This is a genomic window from Caldimonas brevitalea (genome assembly GCF_001017435.1).
In the GTDB taxonomy this organism is placed as follows: Bacteria; Pseudomonadota; Gammaproteobacteria; order Burkholderiales; family Burkholderiaceae_C; genus Caldimonas; species Caldimonas brevitalea.
Map to the genome: position 1 here is coordinate 2695537 of NZ_CP011371.1, position 22439 is coordinate 2717975.

The window sequence follows — 22439 nt, forward strand, 5'->3', positions numbered from 1 at the left end:
GGGCACCGGCACGTGACCGGCAGGACGGAGCGGCGCGCCGCTGCATAGCGCAGCGCCGGCTCCTGTGCGTCGACGTTGTGGGTTGAGGCTCGCGGTCAAGACCGCGGGCGCTTGCCTGCTGCTTGTGTTGTCGACTTGTTGGACATCTTTACGGACTCGTTAAGCTGTAGCAATCGCGGCGGCCACAATGCGTTCGTTACCGGGATGCAAGAATGTGAGAGCCAAGTATTGACAACGAGCAACGGACGATCAGACGCGGGCGCGCGCAAGCCGGTGTCGGTGTGACGCCGGTCTGGGGTGCGCCGCGCGAGGTCGCGGCGAGGCGAGGCGGGAAGGGGAGGTGTCGGCGGGGTCAGCGGCGCCGGGCGGCGCTGTGGCGGACGCGCTTGCCGAATGCAGTGCCCGCGCCGTCGTGCGAGACGGCCGGCGTCGAGCCACGGGTGGTGGCGGCTGCAAGCCATGGATCATGGTCGGGGCCGCCGAAGGTGGTCGTCAAGAACTGAACGAAGGCGCGCGTACTGGCGGGGATGTACCGATAGGTCGGCAGAACGGCATAGATCGTCTGCGGCGCGATGCGCCACTGCGGCAGCACGCGAACCAGGCTGTTGCGCTGCAATGCGTCGTGAACCATGAAGGTGGGCAGTGTGGCGATGCCGAGTTCTGCCAGCGCTGCCGCATACAGAGACTCGCCGTGATCGGACCTCAGTGCGGCCCGCGGTTCTATCTCGACCACATCGGCGGCGCCTTCGAAACGCCACACGGGCGGCATGCCCGACGTCGCGAACACGAGGCAGTCGCGCTGCAGGAGATCGGTGGGGTGCTCGACCGGGCCGCAACGTTCGAGGTAGCCCGGGGCGGCGCAGGGAAGGCAGTGCACCTGTGCGAGGGGGCGCGCCACCACGTCGTCGCGCAGGATGCTGCCGCCGACGCCGGCGACCTGGATCGACACGTCGTAGGCGCTGTCCGCCTCCAGGTCACAGTCGCCGGCGACGACGTCGATCGACACGTCGGGGTAGCGGGCGACGAAGACGGGCAGCTGCCGGGCCAGTTGGTGCACCACGAAGGATGACGGCGCCAGCACGCGCAGCTTGCCTTTGGGCTCCGCCACCAGGGCGGCCACGGTGGCATCGGCTGCGTCGACCTCGCGCAGGATGCGACGCGCCCGTTCGAGATAGACCCCGCCGGCGGGGGTGAGGGCAACGCTGCGGGTGGTGCGTTGCAGGAGTCGCACGCCGAGCTGGGCCTCCAGGCCGGCCACCGTGCGGCTGACGGCGGCGCTTGACAGCCCGAGCGATTCGGCGGCCTTCGTCAAGGCGCCCAGGTCGACAACCTTCGTGAAGACGTGCATAGCATGCAGCTTGTCCATGAGGATTCAACGAGGAGGTGCAGTGGCAGGAAGGGCAGGCGACCGGCGGCTCGACATGCCGCTATCTGTCCCATTAGAGGGCCCAGGCGTTCTGGATGCAGCGACGATGCGGCTGCAAGCGCGTGCAGATCAAATCGATTGCGATCTCGGCGTCATGAATGCGAATTGAAGTGCAGGTGCCAGAGAGTGTAGATGCATGTAGTGTCCTGAGACAGGACACTAGCTTGTGTGTGCGAGGCCCGGGCCGATCGCGGCAGGTGCGCGGGTTGGGCGAGGGAGCCTACCCGCCTGAGAGAGTCGACACGGCCAATCAGCCGCCGGGCGGCAGCGTGGCGGGGCCCGCTCGACTATGTCAGCTCTGCGGCCGGCGGTGCATCCCGGCGAGGTCGGCGATCAGGCGCAGCAACCGGCGCGGCTCGACCGGTTTGGTCAGGTGATGGTCGAAACCCGCCTGGGCCGCCTTGCGCTGGTCCTCCAGGCTGCCCCAGCCGGTGAGCGCGACCAGCCGCGCCGCTTGCAAACGCGGGTCGGCGCGCAGCCGTTGGGCCAGTTCGTAGCCGCTCATGCCCGGCATGCCGATGTCGAGCAGCACGATGTCGGGGCGAAAGCGGGCGGCCGCATCGAGTGCGGCAAGGCCGTCCTGCGCGCCGTGCACCTCGCAACCGCTGGCCTCGAGCAGCGCGACCAGCGTCGCCAGCCCTTCCGGGTTGTCTTCGGCCACCAGCACACGCACGCCGGCACCGTCGACCGGCAGCTCGTCCACCAGGGTGTCCTCGGGCTCTCGAGCCGGCGACACCTCGGGGGCCAGCGGGAGCGAGACGGTGAAGCAGCTGCCCCGGTCCACCCCCCCGCTGTGCACGCCTATGCTGCCGCCGTGCATCTCGACCAGCTGCTTGGCCAAGGCCAGCCCGATGCCGAGTCCGCCCTGGCCACGCTGCCACTGGTGCGCCTCCCGCTGCGAGCGGACGAACATGTTGAACAAGTGCTTCTGCTCGCCGGGCACGATGCCGATGCCGTTGTCCGCCACCTCCAGCAGCACCTGCGACCCGACCTGCCGCACCGACACGCGGATATGGCCTGCTGCAGGTGTGTACTTGGCGGCGTTGTTCAACAGGTTGCTCAGCACCTGCGACAAGCGCGTCGCGTCACCCATCACCAGCAGGTCGGCGCCCGGCACCGCCACTTCCAGCTGGTGCCGCGCCGCCTCGATCAACGGCCGGCTGGTCTCCAGCGCCGACTCGACCACCTGCCCCACGCTGACCGGTTCGTGCTTCAGTTCGATCAAGCCGCGGCTGACGCGCGACAGGTCGAGCAGATCGTCGATCAGCCTCGCCATGGTCGTGACCTGCCGGTCGATGATGGCGCAGGCCTCGGCAGCAGGCGCCGCAGTGCCGGGCTGCAGCTTGAGGATGGCGATGGCATAGCGCACCGGTGCCAGCGGATTGCGCAGCTCGTGCGCCAGCGTGGCGAGGAACTCGTCCTTGCGGCGGTCTTGTTCGCGCAGCGCGGCCGCATCGCGGATGCGCTCGATGTGGGCCCAGCAACGCTCGACCACCTCCTGCACCAGCAGCACCTCGTCGGTCGCCCAGCCGCGGGGCTGGGCCTGGTGCACCGCCATCATCGCGGTCAAACGGCCGTCTTTCACCAGCGGTGAGCAGATGATGGCCTTGATGCCGATCGAGTTGAACATCGCGCCGCCGTCGTCCGGGCCCAGTTCGGCGTCGACATCGCGGACGATCAGCGTGCGTCCGTGGCGCAGATCGGAGGTGGCCTGCGAGCCGAACAGGTCGAGCGAATAGTCGCCGCGTGCGCTGCTCGCGACACCGGGCGCCGACCAGTCGCTGCGGATCGTGAAGGCGTCGTTGTCGGGCTCCACATCCGCATAGGCGCAGCGCGAGGCGCCGAGATGTTCGCCGAGCAGCTGCGCCGTCTGGCGCATCACCTCATAGGGGTCGGTGGTCTCGCGGGTGGCCTGGCCCAGCCGGTCGAGAAAGCGGAAGCGCTCTTCGCTGGCACGCAGCTGTTGCGCGGCCTGCTGGGTCTCGGTGACATCGCTGCAGCTGCCGATCCATTCGACGACGTGGCCCTCGTCGTCCAGCACCGGTGCGCCGCGCGCCAGCATGTGTCGGTACTCACCGTCGTGCCGGCGCAAGCGGTAGGGCAGGCCGCTCAGCTCACCTCGCGCCAGCCCCTCCAGCCACACGCGCTGCACCCGCTCACGGTCGTCTTGGTGGATCGCGTCGAGCCACCCCCACCCGGTGTAGTCGTCGTAAACCTGTCCGGTGAAGGCTTGCCAGGACGGGTTGGCGACGGTGGCGCGACCGTCGGGGGCGGTGAGCCAGATCACCGCCGAGGTGGTGGTCGCCAACGTGCGGAAGCGCCGCTCGCTGCGTCGCAGTTCGCTGGCGGCGTCCAGCGCCGGGGCCGGGTCGAGTGCGAGGCCGGCTGGCGGGGAGAGAGTGGGGGAGGTCACGTCGGGTACTGCAGGGTGGTGCCGCCACTCTAACTGGCTTCGACGCCCGCCGTGGCCTGTCCTACAGCGAGGGCGGGCCGGCGCGAAGCCGGCCTGCAGGCCCCCACTCAGTTGGGATGCCGCACCAGCAGCTGCCCCTGCCGCCAGGACGCGCGCAAGGGGTTGAAGCCGAACTGGCAGACGAGGTCGCGCGGATGGTCGATGGCCCACCAGGCCAGGTCTGCGTCGAGCCCGACGCGCAAACGGCCGGTGCGCTGTTGCAGGCCGAGCGCTTGCGCGGCATGCCGCGTCACGCCGGCAAGCGCTTCGGCGGGGGTCAGGCCGAACAGCGTGCAGGCCATGTGCAGCATCAGCAGCAAGGAGGTGCAGGGGCTGGTGCCGGGGTTGCAGTCGGTCGAGACAGCCATCGGCACCCGGCGGGCCCGCAGTGCGTCGACCGGCGGCCGGCGCTGCTCGCGCAGGCAGTAGTACGCGCCGGGCAGCAGCACGGCGACCGTGCCGGCCCGTGCCATCGCCTCGATCGAGGCGGGCGAGCTGTATTCGATGTGGTCGGCCGACAGTGCGTGGTATTCGGCCGCCAGTGCCGCCCCGCCCAGGTCCGACAACTGGTCGGCGTGCAGCTTGACCGGCAGGCCCAGTGCCTGCGCCGCCTCGAACACGCGGCGGGTTTGCGCCGGGCTGAAGCCGATGCCTTCGCAATAGGCGTCCACCGCGTCGGCCAGGCCTTCGGCGTGCACGGCGGGCAGCATGCGGTGGCAGACCTCGTCGACGTAGGCGTCGGCCTGCCCCCGGTATTCGGGCGGCAGCGCATGGGCGCCGAGGAAGGTGGTGCGCACCTGCACACCGTGGCGGCGCCCCAGTTCGCGGGCCACCCGCAGCAAACGCAGTTCGGCGGCGACCTCCAGGCCGTAGCCCGATTTGATCTCGACCGTCGTGACACCTTCGCCGCGCAAGGCCAGCAGGCGAGGCGCCGCGGCCTCGAGCAGCTGCGCTTCGGACGCGGCCCGGGTGGCGGCCACGGTCGAGACGATGCCGCCGCCGGCGCGGGCGATCTCTTCGTAGCTCGCGCCCTGCCAGCGTCGCTCGATCTCGGCGGCCCGGCTGCCGGCCCAGACCAGATGGGTGTGGCAGTCGATCAACCCCGGGGTCAGCCAGCCGCCGCCCAGGTCGAGCACCTGCTGGGCCTGCAGCTGTGCAGGCCGCTCGCGGGCCGGACCGAGCCATGCGATGCGGCCGTCGGCAATGGCGATGGCCGCGTCGTGCAGTTCGCCGTATCCCTCGTCGGTGTCCAGCGTCGCGACGTGCACGCCGTGCAGCAGCAGGTCGGCCTTCATGCGGTCGCCGCGGTGGTGGCGGCCTGCCAGGCCGAGACGATCTGCCAGGCCAGGCGGGCCGCCGTGCGTGCGGTGCGTCCGTCCGGGTCCAGCGGCGGGCACAACTCGGCGATGTCGGCCAGCCGCAGTCGGCCGCAGCCGGCCACGCTGCACACCAACGGCTCCAGCAGCTCCATCGCCAGCCCGCGGGCGGCTGGCGCACTGACACCAGGCGCGACGGCCGCGGGCAGCACGTCGAGGCACAGGCTGAGGTAGACGTGGTCGTAGCCGTCGAGCCAGTCGCGCAACTCATTCAGGTGGGCGTCGAGCGTGAGCAGGTTGAGCTGGTGGTCTTCGGCCCAATCGACTCCCCGGGTGTGCGCGGTGTCGTACAGCGCGCGCGTGTTGGCAGTGGCGCTGATGCCGTAGCAACGGTAGGCGACGGTGCGGCCGCGCTGCGCGGCCTCGTCGAGCGCCTGGCGAAACGGCGTACCCGAGGTGGCCTCGGGCGCCACGCGCAAATCGAAATGGGCGTCGAAGTTGACGATCGCCAACTTGCCTTCGGCGGCCGCGCTGCCGGGCGCCGTCAGGCCGCTGTAGCTGGCCCAGGCGATCTCGTGGCCGCCGCCCAGGCCCAGCACCAGCTGCCCGTCGGCCAGCAAGGCGGCGGCGCGCTGCGCATAGGCCTGCTGCGCGGCTTCGAGGCGGCCGTCGTCGCAGCCGATGTCGCCCGCGTCCTGCAGCGCGAGTGGGGGGTGCCAGGGCAGGTTGGCCATCGCCCGGCGCAGCGCCTGCGGGCCTTGTGCCGCGCCCACGCGGCCCTGGTTGCGGCGCACGCCTTCGTCGCTGGCCAGGCCCAGCATCACCACGCCGCCGGGTCGGCCGGGGCGCCACGGCACCACCACCTGGTGCCAGCGCCGGCCGGCTTCGCCGTCGAGCGCGTCGACGCGGCCTTGCCAGGGGCCATCGCTCATGACCGGCTCCACGATGGCAGCACCTGCCCCGCGTAGGGCGTGAAGCTGCCGGCGTCGATCAACTGCTCGACGGCCGCGATGTCGGGTGCGAAGTAGCGGTCCTGCGTGTAGTGGGGCACGCGACGCCGGATCGCCGCATGCGCTTCTTCCAAGGGTTGCGAGCTGCGCAAGGGACGGTGGAAGTCGATGCCTTGTGCGGCCGCCAGCAGCTCGATCGCGATGATGTGCCGCACGTTGAGGGCCATGTCGGCCAGCTTGCGCGCGGCGAAGGTGGCCATGCTGACATGGTCCTCCTGGTTGGCCGAGGTGGGCAGTGAGTCGACGCTGGCCGGGTGCGCCAGCGTCTTGTTTTCGCTCGCCAGGGCCGCGGCCGTGACATGCGCGATCATGAAGCCCGAGTTGAGGCCCGGCTCCTGCACCAGGAAGGGTGGCAGCCCCGACAGCGACGCGTCGATCAGCAAGGCGATGCGGCGTTCGCTCAACGCGCCCACCTCGGCGATCGCCAAGGCCAGCGTGTCGGCGGCGAACGCCACCGGCTCGGCGTGGAAGTTGCCGCCGGAGAGCACTTCACCGCTGTCGGCAAACACCAGCGGGTTGTCCGAGACCGCATTGGCTTCGATCACCAGCGTCGCGGCGGCATTGCGGATCAGCTCCAGGCAAGCCCCCATCACCTGCGGCTGGCAGCGCAGCGAATACGGGTCTTGCACACGGTCGTCGCCGGTGCGGTGCGAGGCGCGGATGGCGCTGCCGGCCAGCAGGTCACGGTAGAGGGCGGCCACCTCGATCTGTCCGCGGTGGCCGCGCACCTGCTGGATGCGGTCGTCGAACGGCGCATCCGACCCTTTGGCCGCGTCGACACTGAGCGCGCCGGCCACCACCGCGGCGGCGAACACCTGCTCGGCCCGCAGCAAGCCCATCAGCGCGATGCCGGTCGACACCTGGGTGCCGTTGAGCAGCGCCAGCCCTTCCTTGGGGGCGAAGCGCACCGGCTGCAGCCCGGCGCGCTGCAAGGCCTGGGCGGCCGGCACGATACGCCCGTCGACGCGCACCTCACCTTCGCCCATCAGCGGCAGCGTCAAATGGGCCAGCGGTGCCAGGTCGCCTGAAGCCCCGACCGAACCTTGCGACGGGATGCAGGGCCAGATCTGCGCGTTGAACATCGCCACCAAGGCGTCGATCACCTCGGGCCGCACGCCGGAATAGCCCCGCGCCAGCGACGCGATCTTGAGCGCCAGCACCAGACGCACGGTGTCGTCGTCGAGCAGCGGGCCGACGCCGACCGCATGCGAGCGCACCAGGTTGGCTTGCAGCTGGGCCAGCTGGTCGTGGGGGATCTGCACCTTGGCCAGTTTGCCGAAGCCGGTGTTGATGCCGTAGGCCGGCTCCGCGCCGGCGCTGATGCGCTGCACGGTGGCGGCGCTGGCGGCGATGCCGGCGCGGCATTCGAGGTCGAGTTCGATGGGCTGGAAGGCTGCGGCGATGCCGCGCAGGTCGAGCAGCCCGAGGCGGCCGGGGTGCAGGGTGAGTCGTTCGCTCGGGCTCATCGGGCGCCTCCGGTCGCGGTGGTCTGTGAAGGCAGGTGTAGCCGATGGGCTCGGGCCGTCGTCTCGGCGAGTTCGTAGCCGGCGTCCGCGTGGCGTACCACCCCGAGCGCCGGGTCGTTCCACAGCACCCGCTCGAGCCGGCGGTCGGCCTCGGGCGTGCCGTCGCAGACGATCACGACACCGGCATGCTGCGAATAGCCCATGCCGACGCCGCCGCCATGGTGGAGGCTGACCCAGGTGGCGCCGCTGGCGGTGGCGGTGAGGGCGTTCAGCAGCGGCCAGTCCGACACGGCGTCGGAGCCGTCGCGCATCGCCTCGGTCTCGCGGTTGGGGCTGGCCACCGAGCCGCAATCGAGGTGGTCGCGGCCGATCACGATGGGGGCCTTCAGCTCGCCGCGGCGCACCATCTCGTTGAAGGCCAGCGCCGCCCGGTGCCGCTCGCCCAGGCCCAGCCAGCAGATGCGCGCCGGCAGGCCCTGGAAGGCGATGCGCTCGCGCGCCTGGTCGAGCCAGCGGTGCAGATGGGGGTTGTCGGGGAACAGCGCCTTGACCTTGGCATCGGTCTTGTAGATGTCGTCCGGGTCGCCCGACAACGCGACCCAGCGGAACGGCCCCTTGCCCTCGCAGAACAGCGGACGGATGCAGGCCGGCACGAAGCCCGGGAAGGCAAAGGCGTCGGCCACACCGTGGTCGAGCGCGACCTGGCGGATGTTATTGCCGTAGTCGATGGTGGGCACGCCCATCTGGTGGAAGGCCAGCATCGCGCGCACATGTTCGGCGCAAGACGAGGCCGCCGCCTCGGTCAGCCGGCGGCGCTCGGCCTCGCTGCCCTGGCGCGCCGCTTCCCACTGGGCCACGCTCCAGCCCCGCGGCAGGTAGCCGTTGACGAGGTCGTGCGCCGAGGTCTGGTCGGTCACTGCGCCCGGGCGCGCACCACCGGCTCGGGCACGCTCGACGAACTGCGGCAGCAGCTCGGCCGCGTTGCCCAGCAGCGCCACCGAGGTGGGACGGGTGGCGCGCTCGATCAGCGCCAGCGCTTCGTCGATGCTGTGCGCCTTGTGATCGACGTAGCGCGTGCGCAGCCGGAAATCGATGCGCGACTCCTGGCATTCGACGACGATGCAATGAGCCCCGGCCAGCACCGCGGCCAGGGGTTGGGCGCCGCCCATGCCGCCGAGGCCGGCCGTCAGAATCCACTTGCCGGCCCAGTCGCCACCGTAGTGCTGGCGGCCCAGCTCGACGAAGGTTTCGTAGGTGCCCTGCACGATGCCTTGGGTGCCGATGTAGATCCACGAGCCGGCGGTCATTTGGCCGTACATCATCAAGCCCTTGCGGTCCAACTCGTGAAAGTGCTCCCAGGTGGCCCAACGCGGCACCAGGTTGGAATTGGCCAGCAGCACGCGTGGGGCGTCTTCATGGGTGCGGAACACCGCGACCGGCTTGCCGGACTGCACCAGCAGCGTCTCGTCGGGCTCGAGGCGGCGCAGCGTTTCCAGGATGGCGTCGAAGGCCGGCCAGTTGCGCGCTGCGCGGCCGATGCCGCCGTAGACGACCAGGTCTTGCGGCCGCTCGGCCACCTCGGGGTCGAGGTTGTTCTGGATCATGCGGTAGGCCGCTTCGATCAACCAGTTCTTGCAGTGCAGCTGGGCGCTCCGCGGGGCGCGCACGACACGGGCGGCTGTCATGCCGGCACCTTGCGGGTCGCAAGCACGCAACGGCCTTCGCGGCGAGCAGGAAGGGGTGGGGACGACGGTCTCATGTTGTGTCTCCTCGTGAGAGCGGTGCGGTCAGCCGTGGTGGGGCTGGGCAAACGAGAAACGCCCGCTCAGGCGGTAGCGGCGGGCGGGGTGGATCAGCCGGGCGACGCTCACGACCCGGCCGTGCGACCAGGTGCGGCGGTTGAGGATCAACACCGGCTCGTGGGCACCGAGTTGCAGCTGGCGCGCCCAGTCGGGCGTCGCCGCGTCGGCTTCGATGACGTGCTCGGCCTGCTCCAGCGGCGCAACGCGGGACAGGTAGTGGTGCGGCGTGTCGCTCGCGAAGTCTTGTTCGAGGTAGCCCGGCGCGGCCGCCGGCGCGACGTGCCGATCCTCCAGTTGCAGCGGCTGGCCGTCGGCGTAGTGCAGCAGCAGTGAATGGAACAACGGTGCGCCGAGCGCGACGCCGAAAGCTTGGGCCAGCCGGGCGTCGGCCGGCACCGACGCGAGGCTCAGCACATCGGCCCGGTGTTGCTGACCGCGCTGCTGGATCTCGTCGCGGATGCCGTGCACTTCGACCAGCGTCGACTCGGCCTTCGGGCCGGCCACGAACGACCCGACACCCTGCACCCGTGTGATGGCCCCGCTCGCGGCGAGCTCACGCAGCGCCCGGTTGACCGTCATGCGCGACAGACCGAACTCGCGCGTCAGCTCGCCTTCGCTGGGAATGCGGTCGCCGGTGCGCCAGCGGCCGGCGGCGATCTGCGCCAGCACGTGGCGTTTGAGCTGGAGGTAGGCGGGGGCGGCGGCGGACATCGGGTGGCGATGGTGGGGGCAATGCCGGCCATCATAGCTACTTGTCTATACAGGTCAATACATCAGAACCCGGCGCGGGGCTGAGCCGTTGGGGGATGTGTTCGACCAGCGTGTCGATGGCCAAACGGGTCTTGGCCGACAGGTACCGGCTGCGTGGCCAGACCGCCTGCACCTCAGCTGACAGCACGCGCCGGCTGTCGAACACCAGCTCCAGCTGGCCGCTGCGCAGGTAGGGAGCCATCATCCAACAGGGCAGCCAGGTCAGACCGACGCCGGCCACCGCGGCATCGGCGATCGCCTGCAGGTCGTCGAGCCGCACCCGGGCCTGCACCCGGATCTCTCGCAGGCGGCCTTGTTCGTCCTCGATCCGCCACGGCTTGTCGCCGCCGGGGCGGCTGTAGAGGATGCCCGTGTGGGCCGACAAGTCGTCGACACCGGTAGGGCGGCCATGGCGGGCCAGGTAGGCCGGCGACGCGCAAATGCCCATGCGTTGCACGCCCAGCAGGCGCGAGGCGAGGGTGGTGCTGTCGGCCAGCGGGCCGATGCGCACGCCCAGGTCGAAGCCTTCCTCGACCAGGTCGACCACCCGGTCGTTGAACGACATCTCGATTTCGAGCTTGGGATGGCGGGCCGCCAAGGGCAGCAGCAAGGGCGCCACACAGTGGCGTCCGAACAGCACCGGCGCGCTGACGCGCAGCCGCCCGCTCGGCTCGCGCCGCCCGGAGTCCAGCTCCGCCTCGGCGGCTTCCAGCTCGCCGAGCGCGCGCACGCAGCGTTCGTAGAAGGCTTGGCCGTGCTCGGTCAGGCTTTGCGAACGGGTGGTGCGGTGAAACAAGCGGGTGCCGAGCCGCTCCTCCATGCGGGCGATGGTCTTCGCCACCGCGGAGCGGGTCAGGTGCAAACGGTCGGCCGCGAGCGAAAAGCTGCCGGCCTCGACGCTCGCGACGAACACGTGGATGCCATTCAATCGGTCGTTCATCGCCCGATTATTGGCGCCTCTGTGGCAACAGTGTGGCGCTCAAATGCCGCCACTGTAGATAGGGTGGAGCCAATAGAGTTCGCTGGTCCCGTCCTCGACGGGCCCACATCACCCTTACAGGAGAGAATTCATGAAGGCTTATCGCACAGGGACCGGCGCCGAAGCCGGCTTGCAGTGGGTCGACCTGGCCCCCCGGGCGCTTGGTGCACACGAGGTGCGCGTGCGCATGCAGGCGGTGTCGCTCAACTACCGTGACGTGATGGTGGCCTCGGGCCACTACCCGGTGGCGGTCGGGCAACCCATCCTCGCGTCGGACGGTGCCGGCGAGGTCGTGGAAGTGGGGTCCGAAGTCAGCCGCTTTCGGGTCGGCGACCGCGTCGTGACCACCTTCTTCCAGGACTGGGCCTCCGGCCCGCAGCCGGCACGCGCCGAACTCACCGCGTTGGGCGCCGCCATCGATGGTGTGCTGGCCGAGGAGGTGGTGCTCGGCGAGCAGGGGCTGCTGCCGGTGCCCGCACATTTCAACGCCCGCCAGGCCGCCACGCTGCCGGTGGCCGGGGTCACCGCCTGGACCTCGCTGTTCGTCCATGGCGGGGCGCGGCCCGGTGACACCGTGCTGTTGCTGGGCACCGGTGGCGTGTCGATCTGGGCACTGCAACTGGCCAAGGCGGCCGGGCTGCGGGTCATCATCACATCGTCCAGCGACGACAAGCTGGCGCAGGCCCGCGCGCTGGGGGCCGACCGGACGGTCAATTACCGGCGCCACCCGGAGTGGCAGGACGAGGTGCTGAAGCTGACCGATGGCCTCGGCGCTGACCTCACCGTCGAGGTGGGCGGGGCCGGCACGCTGCCGCGCTCGATCGCGGCCACCCGGGTCGGCGGCACCATCGCGCTGGTGGGCGTGTTGACCGGCATGGGCGAGAGCATCAACCCCTTGCCCTTGCTGATCGGCGCGAAGCGGCTGCAAGGTGTGCTGGTGGGCAGCCGCGAGCACCAGGAGCAGCTGCAGCGTTTCGTGGCGACCTCGGGTCTGGCGCCGGTGATCGACCGGGTGTTTCCGTTCGCGCAGGCCCCCGAGGCTCTGGCCTACCTGAAGTCAGGCCAGCACTTCGGCAAGGTGCTGATCGAGATCGGCTAAGCGCCGGGCGCGGGGGCTCAGAGCCGTTCGAGCACCCGCATCGAGTAGTCGACCGCCTTCACGTCCTTGGTCAGCCGGCCGATCGAGATGCGGTCGACGCCGGTCTCGGCGATGGCCCGCACCTGGTCCAGTCGGACGCTGCCCGAGACCTCGAGCAGCGCGCGGCCCTGGTTGAGCGCCACCGCCTCGCGCATCTGTTCGAGCGAGAAGTTGTCGAGCAGCACGCTGCGGGCGCCGGCCGCCAGCGCCTCGGCCAGTTGCTCCAGGGTTTCGACTTCGACCTGGATGTCGACACCGGCGTCGAGCGCCTGCGCATTGCGCAGCGCCTGCGTCACGCCCCCGGCGGCGGCGATGTGGTTTTCCTTGATCAGGATGCCGTGGTAGAGCGCCAGCCGCTGGTTCTGCCCGCCGCCCACCCGCACCGCGTATTTCTGTGCCAGTCGCAGGCCGGGCAGCGTCTTGCGTGTGTCGAGGATGGCGCAGCCGCGCGGGTTGGGCGAGGCGCCGGCGATGGCGTCGACATGCTGGTGCGTCAGTGTCGCGGTGGCCGACAGCAGCTGCAGGAAGTTGAGGGCCGGGCGTTCGGCCGACAGCAGCGCGCGGGCGTCGGATTCGATGTGGCAGACCAGCGTGTCGGCGGCCATCCGGGCGCCTTCGTCGTAGTGCCAGTCGACGCGCGCCTGGGGGTCGAGCGCCCGCACGCAGCCATCGAACCAGTCGCGCCCGCACAGCACCGCGTCTTCGCGCACCAGCACGCGCGCCTTGACACGCTGGCCGGCGGGCACCAGCTCGGCCGTCCAGTCGCGCCGCCCGATGTCTTCCATCAGGGCGTCGCGGATGTTGCGCTCGCGCGCCTGTTCCAGGGTTTCGTTGGAATCGAACATGTTCTTCTTTTCTGACGGGCCGGGCTCAGGCAGCGCCGACGTTGGGAACGAACCCCTGCGCCGGCCGCGCGATGCTGGCCGGGTTGCGGGCGACGAAATCGAGCATGCGTTGGATGCAGCCGAGCGCCTCGCTGCGCACCGGCTCCGGCACGGTGATCTCGCCGCTGCCGTGTTCGAGGCAGCCCACCACACCCTGCAGCGCGTTCATCGCCATCCAGGGGCAGTGCGCGCAGCTCTTGCAGGTCGCGCTGTTGCCGGCCGTCGGGGCCTCGATCAGCGTCTTGTGCGGCGCCAACTGGCGCATGCGGTGCAGGATGCCGTTGTCGGTCGCGACGATGAAGGTCTGCGCCTCGGACTGCACCACCGCGTTGAGCAATTGCGAGGTCGAGCCGACCACGTCGGCCAGCGCTACCACACTGCGCGGCGACTCGGGGTGCACCAGCACCTTGGCGCCCGGGTGTTCCTGGCGCAGCAACTCGAGCTCCACGCCCTTGAATTCGTCGTGCACGATGCAGGCGCCGTTCCACATCAGCATGTCGGCGCCGGTCTGCTCCTGGATGTAGCGGCCCAGGTGACGGTCGGGCGCCCACAGGATCTTCTCGCCCTGGTCTTTCAGGTGCTGCACGATGGCCAGCGCGCAAGAGCTGGTCACCATCCAGTCGGCGCGCGCCTTCACGGCGGCACTGGTGTTGGCATACACCACCACCTTGCGGTCGGGGTGGGCGTCGCAGAAGGCCGCGAAGTCTTCCGGCGGGCAGCCCAGGTCGAGCGAGCAGGTGGCGTCGAGGTCGGGCATCAGCACACGCTTGTCGGGCGACAAGATCTTGGCCGATTCGCCCATGAAGCGCACGCCGGCGACGACCAGCGTCTTGCTGGGGTGGTCGCGGCCGAAACGCGCCATCTCGAGCGAGTCGGCCACGCAGCCGCCGGTCTCGAGCGCGAGGTCCTGCAGGTCACCGTCGACGTAGTAGTGCGCCACCAGCACCGCATCGTGTTGCTTGAGCAGCGCCTTGGCGCGCTCTTTCCACTGCTCTTTCTGGTCGCCGGTCAGGGGTTCGGGCACCTTGGCCCAGGCGTGGGCGGTGCAACTCGCGCCACTGGCGTCCTGGCGCGTGTAGTCGAAGATCACTTGGTTCATGGCGCGGGGGCGGGCCGGCAGGCCCGCGCGGCTTCGTTGCGTGGGTCCGGCAATGGTAGCGGAGCCCACGTGGCGGGGCCGGCTCAGGGGTATCGGCCCCGGGCAGGGCGCCCGGGCCCGTCCCGGGCGGTGGGAGACCGCCGGGTGCGTTCAGCCGAGCGCCTTTTCGGCGTCCATGATCTTGTAGCGGGCCAGCGCGAGGTTGACACGCTGCTTGTCGAGCACCGCGAGCACGAACAGTTCCGGGTGGGCCGTGACCGTGCGCAGCACCAGGTGGCGCCGCCCGTGCGTGACGAAAATCTCGTCGACGCGCTCGCCGCAGCCCATGTCGCGCGCCGCGCGGCGATGTGCCTTCATCACCTCGGTCTGGCTGGCGGCCGCCAGTTCCAGATGCAGGGACTCGACGTCGGGCGCCACTTCGCTGCCCAGCAACAGCCCGGTGGTCATGTCTGCGATGCAGCAGCCGAGCACACCTTCCACCTGCATCAGCTGCGACAGCGTGCGGGCGACACGCGTGGCATCGGGCGCGTTGTGCAGTGTGTCGACCTGCACTGCAACAGGGGCAACAGCCGCCGCGGCGTCGACTGCCTTCACGGTGCCGATGATGGGCATGCCCAGCTCGGCCACCTTGATCGGGAACTCGGACACGCCCAGCGCGGGCGCCGGTTTGCTTTGGTCCCACTGGGAGCGGGTCTTGACCCGGTTCCAGGTGCTCAACACGCTGTTCCAGACACCCGAGGCGCTGGTCATCGGCTCGTTCGTGACCTGCACGTTGAGCCGGTTCGGCCAGCGCATTTCGGCGATACGGGCTGCCAGGTGACCGGTTTGGGCGCACAGCATGAACAGCAGGTTGGGGCAGCGCCAGTGCACGTCCTTGGTGGCTGCGTGCAGCATGCCCAGCATGTCGTCCAGCTCGTGGGCCGACGCGGGGGTGACCACCACCGCGGTCAGGTGGCTGCTCTCCATCAACGCGATCGGCACCGCCAGCGCCTCGGCGCTGAGCTGCCGCACGTCGGTGTGGTAGATCTTCAGCGGTTCGTCGACGCGGCGCGGCAGCGAGGTGCGTTCGATCTGGGCGATCGTCGCGAGGGTGGTCTGGTGGCGCAGGTGCAAACGCTCGATCGGCTGGCCCGAGGCGTCCGACAAGGCCTTGATCACGCTGCCGGCCCACAAGCGGGCCGGGTCGAACAACGTGATCTGCCGGCTGGCGACGCCGAGGTCGGAACGCGTGGCGACCAGGTGCTGGCGTATGGCCTCGGCCGGCGAGCCGACGACGAACAGGTCGCGTGTGTGTTTGTCGACCATCTGGCCGCGGTCGTTGACCTCGGTCGCGACACTTTCGAGGATGGCGGTGGCGGCAAAGTCGCTGCCTTCCGGGGAGGGGCGGCGGACGCGGCGGGGCGGATGGGCCGGGGCCCCGAGGTCGCCGAAAAGGGAAGTCAGCATGTCGTCCTCGATCGAGCGGTTGTACTGCAATGTCGGTCAGCCGAGCAAACGGAATGCCTGCCCCCTGTCGAACGCCCCACACGCCTGTTCAGCCCGTGGGGCAGCTACCCATTCTGCGGTGCAGGCCAGTTTGGGCGGCCGACAGGTCTTGGAGCCCGGTAATCTTGTCAGTGTAGGCAGGAGGTCTTGCCGCACCATCCCCTAAAAGCGGGGCGAAGCAGCGCAAGCGGTGTCAGGACGGGGACAGCTCGTCCTGTGTTTCGGACGGGCCCGGCCGGATGTCCGCCTGCCCGAAAAACCGGCTCGGTGGCGCCCCCACCGAGCGGCGCACCATCGCGCTGAAGGCGCTGGCGCTCGCATAGCCCAGCTCCGCCGCGATATGGCTCATCGGCACTTTGCGGGCGGCCATCGACAAGGCCTTGGCGAGCAAGACCTGCTGCCGCCATTGCACAAACGTCGTCCCGAGTTCCTGCCGGAACAAGCGGGCGACGGTGCGCACGCTGGCGCCGACGTCCTGCGCCCACGCGTCCAGGCTCTCGTGGCGCGTGGGGTCCTCCAGCACCGCAGCGCACAAGGCCCGCAGCCGCTTGTCGGTCGGCAGGTCCACGCCGAGCCGCACCGGGCGGGCGCGCCGCAATTCGTCCAGCAGCAAGGCGCCGAGGTGCTGTTGGCGTCGAGCTTCGTCCGGGTCGGGCTGGGGCGGCGCCTGATCGTCGGGGGTGGTGTCGAGTTCCAGCACCAGCGCGCGCAGCAGCGGCGACACCTCGAGCACGCGGCAATGCTGCCACTCGGCGTCGCGCCCGGCCGCAGCGGCGATGCCGGCAGTGCCCTCCGGCGCGTAGACGTAGACGGTGCGCATGTCGGCATCTTCCAGCACGGTCACGGTGTGCTCGACGCCGGGTGGCACCCACACCGCGCGGGTCGGCGGCACGATATAGGTGCTGTGCGGTGTGCCGAGGCGCAGCACGCCGGTGGCCGAGAAGGTCAACTGGCCCCAGGCGTGCGCGTGCGGAACCACTTCGGTGTCGGCGCGCATCAGGTGGGCCTTGCCGCGCACAGGGCGTGCGGCGGTCGGCACGTAAAGATGTGGGGTCAGGGGCCCCACCGTGGCAACGGCGCGGGCGCCGGTGGCGCGGGAGCGGGGCGGGTTTGGCATGTTCTCGACAAAGTTTGGCCCGCTATCGTAAGCCGGTCGGAACCAGCCTGCCTACCATGACAGGTATTCCTCCTTGCCTCGCAGGCCCACACGCAGATGACCACCGCCGCACCCCCCGTCGTTCCCTTGCAGCAGGACGCGCACACCATCGGCCTGATCGGCCTGGCACATGCCAGCTCGCACTTTTTTCACATGCTGCTGCCGCCGCTGTTCCCGTGGTTCATTCGCGATTTCGGGCTCAGCTACTCCGAGTTGGGCTTTCTGGTGACGGTGTTTTTCGTGATTTCCGGCATCGGCCAGGCCCTGTCGGGCTTTCTGGTCGACCGGGTCGGGGCGCGTCCGGTGTTGTTCGTCGCGCTCGGCTGTTTCCTCGCCGCGGCGCTCGCGGCTGCGGGTGCCGGCGGCTACGGCGGCCTGTTGATCGCGTCGGCACTGGCGGGCTTGGGCAATGCGCCGTTCCACCCGGTCGACTTCACCATCCTGAACAAGCGCATTTCGTCGGCGCGCCTCGGCCATGCGTTTTCGGTCCATGGCATCAGCGGCAACCTCGGCTGGGCCTCGGCGCCGGTGTTCCTGGCCGGGCTCACGCATGCGACCGGGTCATGGCGCATCGCCTGCCTCGGGGCGGCCGGCGTGGCGGCCGTCGTGCTGGCGGTGTTGTGGTGGCAGCGTGAGGCGGTGGACGACCGCGTCGGCGCCTGGGCGCACGAGTCGCAGCGGGCCGCTGGGGCGGCGCCCGAGCATCCGCTCGCGTTCCTGCTGCTGCCGTCCGTGTGGCTGTGCTTTTCGTTCTTCTTCTGGTCGACCTGCGCCTTGAGCGCGGTGCAGAGTTTTGCCAGCCCGGCGCTGCAGAAGTTGTACGGGCTGCCGCTGTCGCTCACCTCGCTGGTGGTCACCGGCTACATGCTGGCGGGCGCCGTGGGGATGGTGTTCGGCGGTTTCCTGGTGGCCCGCGTGCAGCGCCTTGAAGCGACCATCGCCGTGGCCTTGTTGTCCGGCGCCGCGATGCTCGCGCTGGCCGGCTCGGGCCTGCTCCCCGGTCTCAGCGCAGCGCTGATCGCCTGTCTGGCCGGCTTCGGCACCGGGCTGGCCGGGCCCTCGCGCGACATGTTGATCAAGCGGGCTTCGCCCGCGGGGGCCACCGGCCGCGTCTACGGCACGGTGTACTCAGGGCTCGACATCGGGTTTGCGGTGGCCGCGCCGGTGTTCGGCGGTTTGCTCGACCGTGGCCAGAGCGACTGGGTGTTCTACGGCGCCGCGCTGGCGTTGGCCTTTGGCGTGGGCTCGGCAGGGCTGGTGGGCAGACGTCAGCGTGTGCCGAGCCGGGCCGAGGCGGCACAGGCAGCGTGAGCACCGCCGGCCGCGCTTGATAATGGGGTGAACTGCATCAGGAGACCCGCCCCATGGCCCCTATTGCCCCCCGTCCGGCCGGCCACGCTTTGGTCGAAGCGTTGATCGAGCAAGGTGTCGACACGGTGTTCGGCGTGCCGGGCGAAAGTTTTCTGGCGGTGCTCGACGGCTTTTACGAGCACGACGACCAGATCCGCTTCGTCGCCTGCCGGCAGGAGGGTGGGGCGGCCTTCATGGCCGAGGCGCAAGGCAAGCTGAGCGGCCGCCCCGGCATTTGCTTCGTGACGCGAGGGCCGGGGGCCACCAATGCGAGCATCGGCTTGCACACCGCGTTCCAGGACTCGACGCCGATGATCCTGTTCGTCGGCCAGGTCGGCTCCGACATGCGCGACCGCGAGGCCTTCCAAGAGGTCGACTATCGCGCCATGTTCGGCCCCAACAGCGGCGCCTTCGCCAAATGGGTGGCCGAGGTCGACAGTGCCGACCGGCTGCCGGAGTACGTCGCGCGTGCCTTTCACGTCGCGATGCAGGGCCGCCCGGGGCCGGTCGTGCTGGCCCTGCCCGAAGACATGCTGACCCGTTCCACCGCAGCCCCGGTGCTGCCGCGTGTGACGCCGGCGCTGGCGTGGCCGGCCCCTGGCGCCTTGCGCGAGGTGCGCGAGGCGCTGTTGCAGGCCGAACGGCCCTTCGTGATCGTCGGCGGCAGCGGCTGGGATGTGGAAGCCTGCCGGGCGCTGCAGCGGTTTGCCGAAGCGTGGCAGCTGCCGGTCGGTTGTGCCTTCCGCTTCCAGGACCTGTTCGACAACCGGCACCCCTTGTATGCCGGGGATGTGGGCATCGGCATCAATCCCCGGCTGGCCCAACGGATCGGCGAGGCCGACCTGGTGCTGGCGATCGGCGCCCGGCTGGGCGAGATGACGACCGGCGGCTACACCTTGCTCGAGGCGCCGCGTCCACGGCAGCGGTTGATCCACATCCATGCCGGCGCCGAGGAACTGGGCCGCGTCTATGCGGCCGACCTGCTGTTGCAGGCCTCGATGGCCTGCGCCGCGAAGGCGCTGGACAGCCTCAGCCCGCCGCCGTCGTTGCCCTGGGGCGCATGGTCGGCGGCGGCGCACGCCGACTACGACGCCAACTGCGTGCCGACGCCTTCACCGGGCCCGCTCGACATGGCCGAGGTGGTCAAGACCCTGCAGCGCGTGCTGCACGAGTCGGGCCTGCACGACGACGCCGTGCTCACCAACGGCGCGGGCAACTACTCGGGCTGGCTGCACCGCTATTACCAATACCCGGGCCTGGCCGGCGGGCGCCGCACCCAGCTCGCACCCACCTCGGGCGCGATGGGGTATGGCGTGCCTGCCGCGGTGGCGGCCAGCCTGCTGGCGCCCGGGCGCACAGTCATCAACATCGCCGGCGACGGCGATTTCCTGATGACGGGGCAAGAGCTGGCGACGGCCATCGGCTACGGCGGCCGGCCCATCGTGATCGTGGTCGACAACGGCACCTACGGCACCATCCGCATGCACCAGGAGCGCGAGTACCCCGGCCGGGTGTCGGGCAGTGACCTGTTCAACCCCGACTTCGTGATGCTTGCTCGCGCCTATGGTTTCGAGGCCTCGCTGGTGGCCCAGACCGCCGAGTTCGAACCGGCCTTCCGCGCGGCACTCGAGCGCAGCGTGCCGACCCTGCTGCACCTCAAGCTCGATGCGGAAGTGAGCACCTCGCGGGCGACCTTGAGTGCGATCCGGGCGGCGGCGCTGGTTCGCCGGGCGCAAGCGTCGTCGCGCTGAAGGCCTGCAACGTGGAACTGCAGATGGATCGAGGCCGCACCGGCAACATGCAGCCGGCACCCATTGTTACATGTCAACGACGTCTGACACCTCGACTCGTCATCACAATCCGGCGCATATCAGAAAAAGCCCACACAGGGCGCAGGGTACGAAACGGAGGGTGACGAATGAGCGCGAGTGTCGTGCTGGAACTGCTGGTGTCAACCGTGCTGCTGGCTTGGGGCAGTATCTTGCTCGCCGGTCGGCTGCCGATGGCATTGCTGGCCCGGCGGGCGGCACAGTGGCAGAAGGCGCCAGCCATCCTTCGGCTGACCAGCCTGCAGGCCGCGCAAGGCCGCAGCACCTGCTTCCGCGTGCAGGTGCGCTACAGCTACCAGGTCAACGGCACCGCAGTGGTGGGCGAGCGCATCCACCATTGCTACAGCCCGTCGCGGCACCGCCAGCTGCACAAAGGCATCTTCAACCGCTTGCAGTCCGGCTCGGTGATCGCCGTGCACGTCGACCCCAGCCAACCGCATGAATCGACCATCCTCGCGGGGGTCAATCGTGACTGTCTGTTGTACGCGCTGGCCGGGGTGCCGTTGCTGCTCGCCGGCCTCTTGCTGACGGTGCATGCGCTGGCCGCCGTGTCCCGGGTCGATATGCCGGGGTGGCTCGGTGCGCTGGGCCTGCTGATCGTGCTGGGTTGCGTTGCGATGGCGATGTGGAGCCGCTTCGCGCAGCACCGCTTGCTGTCGGACGTCGCCAAGGTGTTGTAGCCGCCGCGGCGCGGCGGTCGCTCAAGTCAGCGCCATCGCGCGTGGCGCACCACCGACGACGCCGAAGGCGTGTTGCAGCGACGAACTGCTCAGGGCCGCCTCGGTCGCATCGGCCAGCCGCTGCAGGCTGGCGTCGCGCAAGGCGCCCAGGTCGATCGGGCGCCGGTCTTCCAGTCCGGCCCAGGCGAGCAACGCATCCAGTGCCGCGGGATGGTCGAACAGCCCGTGCACATAGGTCGCCAACAACTGGCCGTCCGGGTCGCACACACCGTCGTGCCGCCCGTCGTCTAACTCGACCATCGGGTGGGCCAGCGCCGGGCCGCGGCTGACACCGGCGTGGATTTCATAGCCGGCCACTGCGGCGCCGCCGGCGCGCAGCCGGCCGGCCACACGCGCCAGCTGCTTGTCGCGGGCCATCGTGGTCTCGAAGTCCAGCAACCCCAGGCCCGGCAACGACCCCGGCGGGCCTTCCAGGCCGTGCGGGTCGTGCAACCACTGCCCGAGCATCTGCATGCCGCCGCAGATGCCGATCATCTTGCCGCCGTAGCGCAGGTGGCGGCGCAACGCGCTCTCCCAGCCGCGCCGGCGCAACTCCTGCAGGTCGGACTGCACGCTCTTGCTGCCGGCCAGCACGATCAGGTCGGCGGCGGGCAGCGGGGCGGCGGGGCCGGCGAACACCAGCTCGACCTGCGGATGGTGGCGCAGCGCATCGAAATCGGTGTGGTTGGAGATGCGCGGCAACACCGGCACCACCACCTTCAGCCGGCGCTCCGCCGTGGGGGTCGAGGCCTCGCGCGGCAACGCGTCTTCGGCATCGAGCATCAAGCCCTGCAGATAGGGCAGCACCCCCAGCACGGGCTTGCCGGTGCGCTGCGTGAGCCACTGCAAGCCGGGTTCGAGCAGCCGCAGGTCGCCGCGGAAGCGGTTGATCACGAAGCCGCGCACGCGGGCCCGCTCCGACTCGCTCAGGCATTCCAACGTGCCGAGCAGGTGCGCGAACACGCCGCCGCGGTCGATGTCGGCCACCAGCAGCACCGGGCAGTCCGCGGCCTCGGCGAAGCCCATGTTGGCGATGTCGCGCTCGCGCAGATTCACCTCGGCCGGGCTGCCGGCGCCTTCGACCAGTACCACCTCGTGCGCGGCGCGCAGCCGCTCGTAACTCTCGAGCACGTAGGGCAGCGCCATCGGCTTGTAGTCGTGGTAGTGGCGGGCATCGGCATTGAAACGGGCGCGGCCCTGGATGATCACCTGGGCGCCGGTGTCGCTGTTGGGCTTGAGCAGCACCGGGTTCATGTCGGTGTGCGGCGCCAGGCCGCAGGCCTCGGCCTGCAGTGCCTGGGCGCGGCCGATCTCGCCGCCGTCGGCCGTCACGGCCGAGTTGAGCGCCATGTTCTGCGGCTTGAAGGGCGCCACGCGGCGGCCGTGGCGGTGGAAGATGCGGCCCAGTGCCGCCACCAGGGTCGACTTGCCGGCGTCGCTGGTGCAGCCCTGCACCATCAGCGTGCCGCAATAGGTGTCGAAGAAGTTGTCGGAAGTCGGGAGGGAAGGGGGCATGGGCCGATTATGATTTCCGCCTCCATCATGTTGGCGCCTCTTCGCACAGGCGCCTCTTTTTTG

The 22439-nt window shown here is 70.0% G+C and carries 17 protein-coding genes; 4 read left to right on the top strand and 13 right to left on the bottom strand.

All coding sequences use genetic code 11. The features are described from left to right. Nucleotides 1-352 precede the first annotated feature (352 nt). The 8 genes from AAW51_RS11945 to AAW51_RS11980 all read right to left on the bottom strand — a co-directional run bounded on the left by AAW51_RS11945 (nucleotide 353) and on the right by AAW51_RS11980 (nucleotide 11162). The gene (locus AAW51_RS11945; RefSeq protein ID WP_169788015.1) at nucleotides 353-1348 is read right to left on the bottom strand and encodes a LysR family transcriptional regulator; all 996 of its coding nucleotides are present in this window, start codon (nucleotides 1346-1348) and stop codon (nucleotides 353-355) included. Between the two features lie 370 nt (nucleotides 1349-1718). Continuing rightward, nucleotides 1719-3839 (bottom strand): hybrid sensor histidine kinase/response regulator, encoded by a 2121-nt coding sequence (locus AAW51_RS28065; RefSeq protein ID WP_053013499.1) that lies wholly within the window; start codon nucleotides 3837-3839, stop codon nucleotides 1719-1721. Nucleotides 3840-3946: 107 nt separating this feature from the next. After that, on the bottom strand, nucleotides 3947-5173 hold the full coding sequence (gene hutI / locus AAW51_RS11955) for an imidazolonepropionase (protein ID WP_047194805.1): 1227 nt from the start codon (nucleotides 5171-5173) through the stop codon (nucleotides 3947-3949). Then, nucleotides 5170-6126 (bottom strand): formimidoylglutamase, encoded by a 957-nt coding sequence (gene hutG / locus AAW51_RS11960; RefSeq protein WP_047194806.1) that lies wholly within the window; start codon nucleotides 6124-6126, stop codon nucleotides 5170-5172. Before hutG ends, hutI begins: the two co-directional genes overlap by 4 nt. Next, complete coding sequence (gene hutH / locus AAW51_RS11965; RefSeq protein WP_047194807.1) at nucleotides 6123-7670, bottom strand: histidine ammonia-lyase; 1548 nt, start codon at nucleotides 7668-7670, stop codon at nucleotides 6123-6125. The genes hutG and hutH overlap by 4 nt, the downstream gene beginning before the upstream one ends. Further along, nucleotides 7667-9355, bottom strand: coding sequence for a urocanate hydratase (hutU, locus tag AAW51_RS11970; protein ID WP_047194808.1), 1689 nt, complete (start codon nucleotides 9353-9355; stop codon nucleotides 7667-7669). The genes hutH and hutU overlap by 4 nt, the downstream gene beginning before the upstream one ends. A 102-nt stretch (nucleotides 9356-9457) precedes the next feature. Further along, entirely contained in the window at nucleotides 9458-10183 is a 726-nt protein-coding gene (gene hutC / locus AAW51_RS11975) for a histidine utilization repressor (protein WP_047194809.1), read from the bottom strand. A gap of 37 nt (nucleotides 10184-10220) precedes the next feature. Then, complete coding sequence (locus AAW51_RS11980; RefSeq protein ID WP_047194810.1) at nucleotides 10221-11162, bottom strand: LysR family transcriptional regulator; 942 nt, start codon at nucleotides 11160-11162, stop codon at nucleotides 10221-10223. A gap of 130 nt (nucleotides 11163-11292) precedes the next feature. Here AAW51_RS11980 and AAW51_RS11985 point away from each other — a divergent pair, with 130 nt between their 5' ends. Then, nucleotides 11293-12300, top strand: coding sequence for a zinc-dependent alcohol dehydrogenase family protein (locus AAW51_RS11985; protein WP_047194811.1), 1008 nt, complete (start codon nucleotides 11293-11295; stop codon nucleotides 12298-12300). 17 nt (nucleotides 12301-12317) lie between these two features. Here the strand turns inward: AAW51_RS11985 and nadC are convergent, their stop codons facing one another. The 4 genes from nadC to AAW51_RS12005 all read right to left on the bottom strand — a co-directional run bounded on the left by nadC (nucleotide 12318) and on the right by AAW51_RS12005 (nucleotide 16924). Then, nucleotides 12318-13184 carry a carboxylating nicotinate-nucleotide diphosphorylase gene (nadC, locus tag AAW51_RS11990; protein ID WP_047194812.1) on the bottom strand — a complete coding sequence of 289 codons (867 nt, stop codon included), beginning with the start codon at nucleotides 13182-13184 and terminating at the stop codon, nucleotides 12318-12320. A 25-nt stretch (nucleotides 13185-13209) separates the two neighbouring features. Continuing rightward, complete coding sequence (nadA, locus tag AAW51_RS11995) at nucleotides 13210-14322, bottom strand: quinolinate synthase NadA (protein ID WP_047194813.1); 1113 nt, start codon at nucleotides 14320-14322, stop codon at nucleotides 13210-13212. 150 nt (nucleotides 14323-14472) lie between these two features. Further along, the gene (locus AAW51_RS12000) at nucleotides 14473-15768 is read right to left on the bottom strand and encodes a roadblock/LC7 domain-containing protein (protein ID WP_157359809.1); all 1296 of its coding nucleotides are present in this window, start codon (nucleotides 15766-15768) and stop codon (nucleotides 14473-14475) included. 232 nt (nucleotides 15769-16000) lie between these two features. Beyond that, nucleotides 16001-16924, bottom strand: coding sequence for an AraC family transcriptional regulator (locus AAW51_RS12005; RefSeq protein ID WP_047194815.1), 924 nt, complete (start codon nucleotides 16922-16924; stop codon nucleotides 16001-16003). 96 nt (nucleotides 16925-17020) lie between these two features. Between AAW51_RS12005 and AAW51_RS12010 the strand changes: the two genes are divergently transcribed. The 3 genes from AAW51_RS12010 to AAW51_RS12020 all read left to right on the top strand — a co-directional run bounded on the left by AAW51_RS12010 (nucleotide 17021) and on the right by AAW51_RS12020 (nucleotide 20822). Further along, nucleotides 17021-18274 carry an MFS transporter gene (locus AAW51_RS12010; RefSeq protein WP_047194816.1) on the top strand — a complete coding sequence of 418 codons (1254 nt, stop codon included), beginning with the start codon at nucleotides 17021-17023 and terminating at the stop codon, nucleotides 18272-18274. A gap of 53 nt (nucleotides 18275-18327) precedes the next feature. Beyond that, complete coding sequence (locus AAW51_RS12015) at nucleotides 18328-20064, top strand: thiamine pyrophosphate-binding protein (protein WP_047194817.1); 1737 nt, start codon at nucleotides 18328-18330, stop codon at nucleotides 20062-20064. A 167-nt stretch (nucleotides 20065-20231) separates the two neighbouring features. Then, nucleotides 20232-20822 (top strand): DUF3592 domain-containing protein, encoded by a 591-nt coding sequence (locus AAW51_RS12020; protein WP_047194818.1) that lies wholly within the window; start codon nucleotides 20232-20234, stop codon nucleotides 20820-20822. A 21-nt stretch (nucleotides 20823-20843) separates the two neighbouring features. Here AAW51_RS12020 and AAW51_RS12025 read toward each other — a convergent pair whose 3' ends face one another. Next, nucleotides 20844-22376, bottom strand: a complete 1533-nt coding sequence (locus AAW51_RS12025; RefSeq protein WP_238947840.1) for a cobyric acid synthase — start codon at nucleotides 22374-22376, stop codon at nucleotides 20844-20846. Nucleotides 22377-22439 lie beyond the last annotated feature (63 nt).